General features: G+C 64.2%; 7 protein-coding genes. All 7 read left to right on the forward strand.

Annotated features, from left to right (window positions below; all coding sequences use genetic code 11):
- Window positions 1-451 precede the first annotated feature (451 nt).
- Complete coding sequence (locus tag BM436_RS21235; protein ID WP_143133257.1) at window positions 452-1348, forward strand: hypothetical protein; 897 nt, start codon at window positions 452-454, stop codon at window positions 1346-1348.
- Between the two features lie 111 nt (window positions 1349-1459).
- Window positions 1460-2506 carry a DUF4214 domain-containing protein gene (locus BM436_RS21240; protein ID WP_093557529.1) on the forward strand — a complete coding sequence of 349 codons (1047 nt, stop codon included), beginning with the start codon at window positions 1460-1462 and terminating at the stop codon, window positions 2504-2506.
- A 176-nt stretch (window positions 2507-2682) separates the two neighbouring features.
- A complete protein-coding gene (locus BM436_RS21245; RefSeq protein WP_143133258.1) occupies window positions 2683-4566 on the forward strand; it encodes a glycosyltransferase family 2 protein in 1884 nt (627 codons plus the stop codon).
- Between the two features lie 56 nt (window positions 4567-4622).
- Window positions 4623-6971, forward strand: a complete 2349-nt coding sequence (locus BM436_RS21250; RefSeq protein WP_218164902.1) for a glycosyltransferase family 2 protein — start codon at window positions 4623-4625, stop codon at window positions 6969-6971.
- 57 nt (window positions 6972-7028) lie between these two features.
- On the forward strand, window positions 7029-7655 hold the full coding sequence (locus BM436_RS21255; protein ID WP_093557532.1) for a class I SAM-dependent methyltransferase: 627 nt from the start codon (window positions 7029-7031) through the stop codon (window positions 7653-7655).
- Window positions 7652-8857, forward strand: coding sequence for a glycosyltransferase (locus tag BM436_RS36365; protein WP_143133259.1), 1206 nt, complete (start codon window positions 7652-7654; stop codon window positions 8855-8857). Before BM436_RS21255 ends, BM436_RS36365 begins: the two co-directional genes overlap by 4 nt.
- Window positions 8858-8896: 39 nt before the next feature.
- Window positions 8897-9964: mannose-1-phosphate guanylyltransferase/mannose-6-phosphate isomerase (locus tag BM436_RS21265; RefSeq protein ID WP_093557533.1), on the forward strand; the 1068-nt coding region annotated here is incomplete at its 3' end.

Below are 9964 nucleotides of genomic sequence, written 5' to 3' on the forward strand. Positions count from 1 at the left end.
CGGGGTTTCCCAGCATTAACTCATCGTACAAGTTGAATGAAAAGTTAATGCGGGCATTCGCATCTGTTGAATATATGCGCCGGATTGCTTAAAAAAGCGGCGACGAGAGTTTCAAAATAAGCAATTGCGTACTAGCCGTTTGGCATGCTACAGTGCAACAATAAGTGCAACCCCTACTTTTCCTCCTCCATGCCCCTGCCCGCAACCCCGTCCCAGAGCGCATCCCGCCAGTCTGTTGCGATGCGCCATCGCCTATCGGTACAAAAAATGTTGTTTTTGACGTAAATAAATCTTGCTTTGTGATATTCATCACAGGGAAGTTTGCTCAGAATCAATTAGCATATTTAAAATAAGCGCTACCCGTCCGTGCTTAAAAACTAAGTGAAGAACTTATTTGTTTCGGCGGGTTGTAGGCAACCAGGCACGTCAGCGAAAGAACCGGCTCTACCCCATGGAAATTACAAATTCAGTCGTTGTGTTGCAACCAGGAATCTATGTCCTGCGTTACCCGAAAGGCGGCCTGGCGCCGTTGACCATTTCCCGCGCCCCCGGCAAGCCTGAGAACTGCGGCCGCATCGAGGCCCTGTGGACCCCCGGTACGCAAGGCGCGACGCTGCGCGACGGCAGTGATTGCATCGTCATGCACGTGCAGGACGCTCCGGCCGAATTGCTGGTCAGCGCCTTCCTTCCGCATGCGGGCGCGCCGGCGCCAACGCTGCGGGTGGATAAGATCGGACTGGACGAGCCTGGCGCTGCGGCTGCCCCGGTGGTGAGCGCGCCTGTGGTGAAAGCGCCAGCAGTCACCGCGCCCGCTCCGAAAGCCCAGCCGGCCGGCCGCACGATCCAGATCAGCGAAGAGGGCCTCACCCTGATCGGCCACATCGAACGCGTGGGCGACGCTGTGGCGCCCGAAGGCAAATACCTGGGTGACCCGTCGACCAACCTGCGCCTGGAAGGCTTCCAGGTGATGTGGCCGGATCATCCACAGCAAGTGGACCTCGCCTACAGCGTGACCCTGGAAGGCCTGGGCGCCACGCCCACCGTCACCACCGGCCAGTTCTGCGGCAGCAAGGGGGAAGCCCGCCGCATCACCGAAGTGACCTTCACCCTGGTGGGCGAAAACGCCCGTCGCTTCGAACTGAAAGGCATGGCGCATTTCTCGGGCGGCTTCAGCGTGCCGGTGTCGTCCGGCCTGCCGTTGAGCGGCCCTAGCGGCCTGGAGCATCTGGTGGCGGTCACCCTGACCACCGCGATCGCCCTGCCGCAGAAACAGAATGTACAGAATCCTTGGGAACAATCTTCCCGTACCAAGGTGTTCAAGACCAAGGCAACACAGTCACAAAAGTAACAAGAAGTAGCAACCGTTTGTAAGAACTCGTTCCACGCCCTCGCGGCGCCGCAGTCTGGCGTTGTGGGGAATCGATTGGTTTGCGCAGTTCCCTTTTAAGGAGTATCAACTATGTATGAAGAGAGTACCAGTACCGTTACTGGCGCCCTGCAGGCCGCTAACCCAACCGTGTTCACCACGGAAACGCTGAACACCATTCTGACGCTGGCCACCAAAACTGGTACCAACGTGTCGATCCAGACCGTCACCGCCGACGCAAGCGGCAACGTGACCGTGGCCGCCGGCACCGAAGTCGTGATGATCGATTCGTCCGACACCGCCGTAACCACCATCAAACCACCAGTCAACGCACCAGTGCTGATCTTCGAAGGCAAGGGCGGCGTGATTGTGACCGTGGACGACGACGGCGCAGCCACCGTACCTTCGGGAACCGGCGTTGTGGACCGTGTGATCGTCGGCTCCTCCGGCAACGACAGCATCATCATCGCCGACGGCAAAAACACCCAGGTTACCCTGGGTAGCGGCGACAGCACCGTTGTCACCGGCCATGGCGTCGACACCGTGGTTGCGGGCCTGGGCGACAGCACCGTCACCGGCGGCGCCGGCGACTACGCCGTGGTCAAACTGGCTGGCAACGCGAACAACTTCGCGGTCACCACCAAAGACGGCCACGCTGTGATCACCAACAGCGCAACCGGCGTGAAAACCGACATTACCAAAATCCAGTACGTACAACTGGACAACGGCAATGCACTGGTGTTCGCGAAAGACAAGGTGGAAGCCTCGGTTACCGCCCTGTTCGAAGCAGCCTTCGGCCGCACCGCCGATGCTGGCGGTCTGGACTACTGGTTCGACCTGGCTCGCGGCGGCGCATCGCTGAAACAAATCGCCGACGCCTTCGTGACCTCGGCCGAGTTCGGCGTGAACAACCTGCTGAGCAACGAGACCTTCATCAACAACCTGTACAACAACACCTTCGGCCGCGACGGCGAAGCTGCTGGTATGGCTTACTGGTTGGGCGTGCTGAACAGCGGCGCTACCCGTGCTGACATCGTTCGTTCGTTCGCTCAGGTTCACACCCTGAACGTGACCGGCGAAACGGCGAACCACGAAGCTACGGTGGTTGGCAACGTCAACATCGTCACCGGCATCATCTAAGTTCTAAGCGACGTTACATGACGCACCAACAAGGGGGGATTCCCCCCTTTTTCCTTTTCTGTTCCCCTCGTTTGCGCGACGACGCTTTATTGTCGCGCGCATACGAGACTTTCCAATCCGGCCACTACGCCGATGCGCTGATCGCAGTCGAGTATCTGTGCCGCCGATATCCGGCGATGCACGTCCCTGCCATCCTGCGTGCCAAGATCATTGAAACCTGCCGTCCCGAACTGACCGCCAAAGCCTGGTACCAGGCCTGGAAAGGCGTGCCCGACCTGCCCCTGCTGCAAGACGCGATGCTGCGCTGCTGGCTGGAGTCCGGCGCGACCGACAGCGTGCGCGGTCTCGGACCGGCCTTCCTGCCAGCGCGCTGCCGCGCCGGCACCCAACCCGACCTGCTCGCCATCCTGCGCCAGGCGGGAGTGGCCACGCTGGGCGCCTGCTGGAAAGCCGGCGACGCCATCGAGGCCATGCTGTTCGGCGCCAGCGCGCGCATGCGCCTGCTGCTCTCCGACGAAACCAGGCAATACCAGTTCGAAGTCCCGGCCGACGGCCGACGCTTCCGCCTGCCGCTGCCCCGCCCCACCGGCGTCTGGTCCCTCGCCTTCGCCGACAGCGAAGGCCAGCCCCAGCTGCTCCAAGGCTCCCCCCTGGTCTTCGCCCCCCCGCACCGCGTCGTTCCCGTGCAGACGGGAACCCAAGTTGCAGTAGCAGTAAGCGCCCCCGCACAAGCCCGCCCCGTCGACATCGTCATCCCCGTCTACGGCGACGCCCCCCGCACCCGCGCCTGCATCGAAAGCGTGCTCACCAGCCTGCGCCACAACACCACCCCCGCCGCCCTGCTGGTGGTGGACGACGCCAGCCCCGAACCCGAGCTCTCCGCCTGGCTGGACACCCAAGCCGCGAACGGCCGCCTGCACCTGCTGCGCAACCCCCGCAACCTCGGCTTCATCGAAACCTGCAACCGCGCCATGCGCGAGCACCCCGAGCGCGACATCATGCTGCTCAACGCCGACACCCTGGTCCATGGCGACTGGCTGGACCGCCTGCGCGCCACGCTGTACAGCGCGCCGGACATCGCCACGGCAACTCCCTGGACCAACAACGGCGAAATCAGCAGCTTCCCCAAAATCGCCACCAACGCGCGCGGCCCGAATCCCGCGCAACTCGCGCGCCTGGACGGCACCGCCGCCGCCCTGCGCCAAAGCGGCCGGACCGAAGACCTGGAACTGCCCACCTGCTGCGGCTTCGCCATGCTCATCAAGCGCAGCGTGCTGGACGAGATCGGCCTGCTGGACGGCGTGCACCTGGTACGCGGCTACGGTGAAGAAGTGGACTGGTGCCTGCGCGCCAGCGCCACCGGCCACCGCCACCTGCTGTCCACGGGCGTGTTCATCGCCCACACCGGCACCGTCTCGTTCCGCTTCGAGAAAACCCTGCGCGTGCGCGAAAACCGCGCCGTGCTCGCCGCGCGCTATCCGAGGTACCACGCCGACTACGCCCGTTTCCTCAGCGACGACCCGCTGCTTGAAGCCCGCACCGCCCTGCGCGACGCGCTGGAAGAACAGCGATGCGACTGGCTCACTGCTGCCGTCCAACTGCTGGAAGGCGCCGCCGAGGTGGCTCGCCCCGTTCCGCAGGCGCTGCCCTCGTCCTGCATGCGCATTGGCGTGTGGCAGCACCGACAGCACCACCCGCATTCGAGCAAGGTGCTGTCCCTGGCGCGCCTGATCGCCAGCCGCCCGGAACTGTCCATGCGCCTGCTGGTGATCGGCGAAGCCAGCGAAGCCTTGTGGCACACCGGCGTGGTCGACGTGCTGCAATCCGGCATATGGGATGAAACCACCCTGCTGACGGACGCGGCCCTGGTCGGCATGACAGGCTGCGCGGCGTTGCTTGTACAGCACACGCTGACCACGCCGCTGGGCGTACCGCGCACGGAACTGGACGAAAGCTTCGATCCGGAGGTATGGTTGAACAATTGGCTGGCGCAGCACAAGGCTCCGCCGCCCGCACGCAAGAAACGTCAATCCAAGTTGAAAGAGGCAGCCGCAGCATGAAGATGGAAACACCCCCTGCCCCTCGCAAGACCCGTTCCAAAACGAGCAAGGCAATAATGCAGCGCTGGCACGGCGCGTTGGAAGGCACCCATCGCGGCTTGGTCTATGGCTGGGTGATCGACAGCGAGCAGCCAAATCAGCGCGTCGTCCTGGAGATCCTCCGCGACGGCGAACCCATCGGCACCCTCACGGCTGACGTTGCCCGCAGCGATCTGGCCGAGCAGTTCTCGGCCATCGCGCCCGGCCACGCCGCGCACGACGTCTGCCATGGTTTTGTGGCCGATGTGGGCATCCTCAAGCATGGCCAGCAGGGCATCGTCACCGTCCGCGTCGCCAACACCGCGACCTGCCTGCCTGGATTCGTGGCGCTCGATTCGCAAGAGAAACCGCCTGTCGCCGCCAGCAGCGCGGTCTTCAGCGACGGCGCCCTGCGTTTGCATGGCTGGGCCATGGACAGCCGCGACGAGCGGCGCAAGGTGACCGTGAGGGCTTTCCTGGGCCAACGGCTGCTCGCCGAATCCGTCGCCAACCTCACGCATCCCGCCACCCGCGCTTTCGAAGTGGGTGACCATGGCTTCACGCTGGACTTGCCCATCAGCCTGGGCGACGGCAACAGCCACAGCGTGCGCGTCGTGGACGAACATGGCAATGCCCTGAACGGCAGTCCGCTGACCGTATGCTGCTACGCGGCCGGTTGCAAGACCCTCCTCCCCGACGGCAAGGCCAACGTGCTGGATCTGGCCATTGATGGCTACGAACGCATCCTGCCGCGCAGCCTCAGCATGGATCATTACCGCGACTGGAGCGCGCAATTCGAAACGCCACTGAACCAGGGTGGCACCGCCGCCGCCGTGGCGGCCCTGCAAGTGGGCCTGATCGTCCACGGCGGCGACGATGCGCAAACCCAACTCACCCTGAACAGCCTGGTGGAGCAAAGCCACGACAAGGTCAAGGTCTTCGCGCTCGACCCGGCGAGCAAGAAAGCCAACGCCCTGGCCGCGCTGGTGCAAGCCGCGTTGAAGGCGGGCTGCGACGTGCTGGCATGCGTGCGTGCCGGAGACATCCTTGAGCCACACGCGGTGTCCGCCGCGCTGGAAGGATTCATCGCGTCGGAAACCCAGCTCGTCTATAGCGACAGCGAGCGCGCCGGCCAGCCATGGTTCAAACCCGCCTGGAATCCGGAGTACGCGCTCGCCAGCGACTACCCGCTGGATCTGCTGTTCGCCCGCGCGGCTGCGGTGCGCGCCCTGCCACAGGAGGCGTTCACTGACGCGCCGACCCTGGCCTGGGCACTGCTCGCCGCCCAATGGCCAGCGGCGCAGCGATCCATCCTGCACGTGCCGCGCGTGCTGCTGCATAGCGACGCGCGGCTCGGGCAAGAGGAACAGCAACTGCGCTTCGACGCCGCGGCGGCGGCCCTGCGCCGGATCGAACCCAACACCGCATTGCGGGCGGTCGACGCCCCCGCTGCGGCGGGTTTCATTCCCCGCCGTATCGCGCGCCCGTTGAGCAAACGCGACAAGCAAACCAAGGTCAGCCTGATCATTCCCACGCGCGACCGCGTGGAATTGCTTGAGCGCTGCATCGGCACCATCCAGCAACACACCGATTGGGCGAATCTGGAAATCATCGTCATCGACAATGATTCGGTCCTGCCCAAGACCAAGACCTACTTCCGCAAGATCGCCAAGCAGGGCGTGAAGGTTCTGCCTTGCCCCGGCCCGTTCAACTTCGCCACGCTCAACAACGCGGCGGTTGAGGCGGCCAGCGGCGACGTGGTGGGCCTGATCAACAACGATATCGAAGCGACGCACGACGGCTGGCTGGACGAAATCATGAGCCAGCTCCTGCAACCGGGCGTGGGCGCGGTCGGCGCCAAGCTGCTGTGGCCGAACGGCATGGTGCAGCACGGCGGCGTGCTGATGGGTGTCGGCAATGTCGCCGGCCACTACGGCAACCGCCTGGCCGACGCCGATTGGGGCGACCACGGCCGCAACCAGTTGCTGCAGCAGGTTAGCGGTGTGACCGCCGCCTGCCTGTTCCTGCGCAAGCGCGACTACCTCGCGGTCGGCGGCATGGATGGCGTGGCCTTCCCGGTCGCATTCAACGACGTGGACCTGTGCCTGAAAATCCGCGATGCCGGCCTGGCCATCGTCTGGACGCCTTACGCCAAGATGCTGCACGCCGAGTCGGCCAGCCGAGGGCACGAGGACACGCCGCAAAAGCGCGCCCGATCGTTGCGCGAGATCGACCAGTTGCGCGCACGGTGGGGCCGCGTGCTGCTGCATGATCCGGCTTATCACCCCAGCCTGAACCTCGACCCGCACAGCCACGCGTACGGCGGCCTGGCGCTGCCGCCGCGCAGCCGCGCGCCGCGCCGCGCCGGCATCGACCCGCAGCATTGATTCAACGCCCCGTGCCTCCCCTGGAGGCACGCACCCGCTACCCAAATAGATATCACGATGCAAACCCAGGCCCAAGCAATACAGTCCCCCGACCTCCTCAACCTGCTGCATGTCGGCTGCGGCGCCGCGCGCCCGGAGCGCCTGCCGGCCTACTTCCGCAACGCGCAGTGGCGCGAAATCCGCCTGGACATCGACCCGAAGGTCCAGCCGGACATCATCGGCAGCATCACCAACCTGGGCGGCATCCCCGACGGCTGCATGGACGCCATCTGGTCGTCCCACAACCTTGAGCATCTCAACTGGCACGAGGTGCCATCCGCCTTGGCCGAGTTCCGCCGAGTGCTCAAGCCGGATGGCTTCGCCCTGATCAGCGTGCCGGATTTGCGCGCGATCGCGCGCCATATCGTCGAGGACGACCTGACGGGGACCTTGTACGAGTCCGCCGCGGGTCCGATCACGGCGCTGGACGTGGTGTTCGGCCACCAAGCCTCGCTACGCAATGGCAATCACTATATGGCGCACCGCACCGGTTTCACCGCGACCACGCTGGGCCAGGCCCTGGCGGACGCCGGCTTCCACGAGGCGCGCGTGCATGAGGGTAGCCGCTGGGATCTGTGGGCCATTGCGACAATGCCGGCGACCAGTGGCGACCTGTTCGGCCGGCTTTCTGGAGTGATGCTGTGAACGTTCTGTTCATTCATCAAAATTTCCCTGGCCAGTTCGTGCACCTTGCTGCGGACTTGGCGAAAGATAAGAAAAACAAGGTAGTGGCGCTGACTATCGATCAGCGCCCCGCGCCGGCCGGCGTGATTGTGCGGCCCTACACCCTGCTGCGATCCCCAGCCCAGGAGACGCATTTTTTGCTACAGGATCAAGAGGGAAAAGTATTGCGGGGCGAGGCCTGCGCCGCCGCAGCGCTCCAACTGAAACGCGACGGTTTCGAACCGGACCTGATTATCGCCCATCCGGGCTGGGGTGAAGCCTTGTTCATGAAGGACGTTTTCCCGCGCGCCAAACTCGTCATTTACTGCGAGTATTACTACGCGGCTGAGGGCCAGGATGTGGGATTCGACCCGGAACAGCCACCGCTGACTTTCACCCAGCGCTGCCAACTCCGCCTGAAAAACACAACCAACCTGCTCAGTATGGAAATAGCGGACGCCGCCATCTCCCCGACCGAGTGGCAAAAGAGCACCTACCCCGCCTGGGCCCAGGAAAAAATCACCGTGATTCACGATGGCATCGACCTGAAGCGCCTGAAGTTCGATCCCGAGGCCCGGTTGAAGATCGGCACCCGCGACGGTAGCCAAGCCATAGAGTTTCGTCCCGGCGACGAAGTGCTCAGCTATGTCGCCCGTAATCTCGAGCCCGTGCGTGGTTTTCACGTATTTATGAGAACCTTGCCGGAAGTGCTGAGGCAACGGCCAAACGCGCGCGCGATTGTCGTCGGGGGCAACGAAGTCAGCTACGGGCAACGTGCGCCCGGCGGCCTGAGCTGGAAAGAACATATGCTCAAGGAAGTGGGCGGGGAGCTAAATCTCAGCCGCGTCCATTTCGTCGGCCAAGTGTCGTACGACGCCTACTTGCAACTGCTGAGCATAAGCCGAGTGCACACTTATTGGACGACGCCGTTCGTCCTGTCCTGGTCTTTCCTCGAGGCCGCTGCAAGCGGCCTGCCAGTAATAGCTTCGGACACCGTTCCAGTGCGCGAGTTTGCCGATCAGTTGCAAGTGCAGACCGTCGACTTTTTCGGCCAGCAGGAATACGCGGCAGCCCTCGTTGCGCAATTGGCAAAGGCGCGGCGCAATGCGCCGGCCAGCGATCGCAGCCATCTGAGCCTGCCTCGCTGCTTGAAACGCCAGCGCGAATGGCTAAGCTCGATCTGAACCAAGCATTTAAACATCTTATTTTTTTAAAACAAATTCATGGCAATCTATCCCATCCTTCTATCCGGCGGCGCCGGCACCCGCTTGTGGCCGCTGTCCCGCGCGGTGTTGCCCAAGCAGCTGCTGCCCCTCGTCACCGATAAAACCATGCTGCAGGAAACCGCGCTGCGCGTCGCCGCTGGCGCGGGCGGTGCGGCGGCCCAAGCGGTTGCCGAACTGATGGCGCCGCTGGTGGTGTGCGGCAACGAGCACCGTTTCATGGTGGCCGAGCAGATGCGCGAAATCGGCGTCAAGCCGCTGGGCATCCTGCTGGAGCCAGTCGGCCGCAACACGGCGCCGGCAGTGGCCGCCGCCGCCAACTACGTCAAGGCCATCGACCCGGACGCGGTGATGCTGGTGCTATCGGCCGACCTCGTCGTCAACGACATGCCGGCCTTCCACGCCGCTATCGCGCGCGCGGAAAAGCTGAGCAAGGAGGGCGAGCTGGCCACCTTCGGCATCGTGCCTACCGCGCCGGAAACCGGCTACGGCTACATCAAGAGCGGCGCCGCCGCCGGCGCGCAACAATGCTTCCGCGTCGACAGCTTCGTCGAGAAGCCGGACCGCGCCACCGCCGAGGGCTTCGTCGCCGCCGGCAACTACTACTGGAACAGCGGCATGTACCTGTTCCGCGCCGACGCCTACCTGCGCGAGCTGGAGCGGTTCCAGCCGGAGATGGCAACCAAGGCCGCCGAGGCGGTGCGCAACGACCAGCGCGACCTCGATTTCTGCCGCCTGGATGAGGCCGCCTTCACGGCCTGCCCGTCGGACTCGATCGACTACGCGGTGATGGAAAAGACCACGCACGCGGTGGTGGTGCCGGCCGACATCGGCTGGAGCGACGTCGGTTCCTGGTCCGCGCTGCACGAGGTGCAGCCGAAGGACGCGGCCGGCAACGCCACCCGCGGCGACGTCTACCTGGACGACGTGTCCGGCTCGCTGGTGCGCGCCGAGAGCCGCATCGTGGCCGTGGTCGGCGTCAAGGACCTGGTGGTGGTGGAGACCAACGACGCCGTGCTGGTGGCCCACAAGGACCAGGTGCAGCGCGTCAAGCAGATCGTCGAGCAC

This window comes from Pseudoduganella namucuonensis (genome assembly GCF_900116645.1).
Taxonomy (GTDB): domain Bacteria; phylum Pseudomonadota; class Gammaproteobacteria; order Burkholderiales; family Burkholderiaceae_D; genus Rugamonas; species Rugamonas namucuonensis.

What these genes read in the sequence shown, in the direction of transcription:
- BM436_RS21235 (WP_143133257.1), top strand. Translation starts at nt 452, where the DNA reads ATGGAAATTACAAATTCAGTCGTTGTGTTGCAACCAGGAATCTATGTC.
- BM436_RS21240 (WP_093557529.1), top strand. Translation starts at nt 1,460, where the DNA reads ATGTATGAAGAGAGTACCAGTACCGTTACTGGCGCCCTGCAGGCCGCT.
- BM436_RS21245 (WP_143133258.1), top strand. Translation starts at nt 2,683, where the DNA reads ATGCACGTCCCTGCCATCCTGCGTGCCAAGATCATTGAAACCTGCCGT.
- BM436_RS21250 (WP_218164902.1), top strand. Translation starts at nt 4,623, where the DNA reads ATGCAGCGCTGGCACGGCGCGTTGGAAGGCACCCATCGCGGCTTGGTC.
- BM436_RS21255 (WP_093557532.1), top strand. Translation starts at nt 7,029, where the DNA reads ATGCAAACCCAGGCCCAAGCAATACAGTCCCCCGACCTCCTCAACCTG.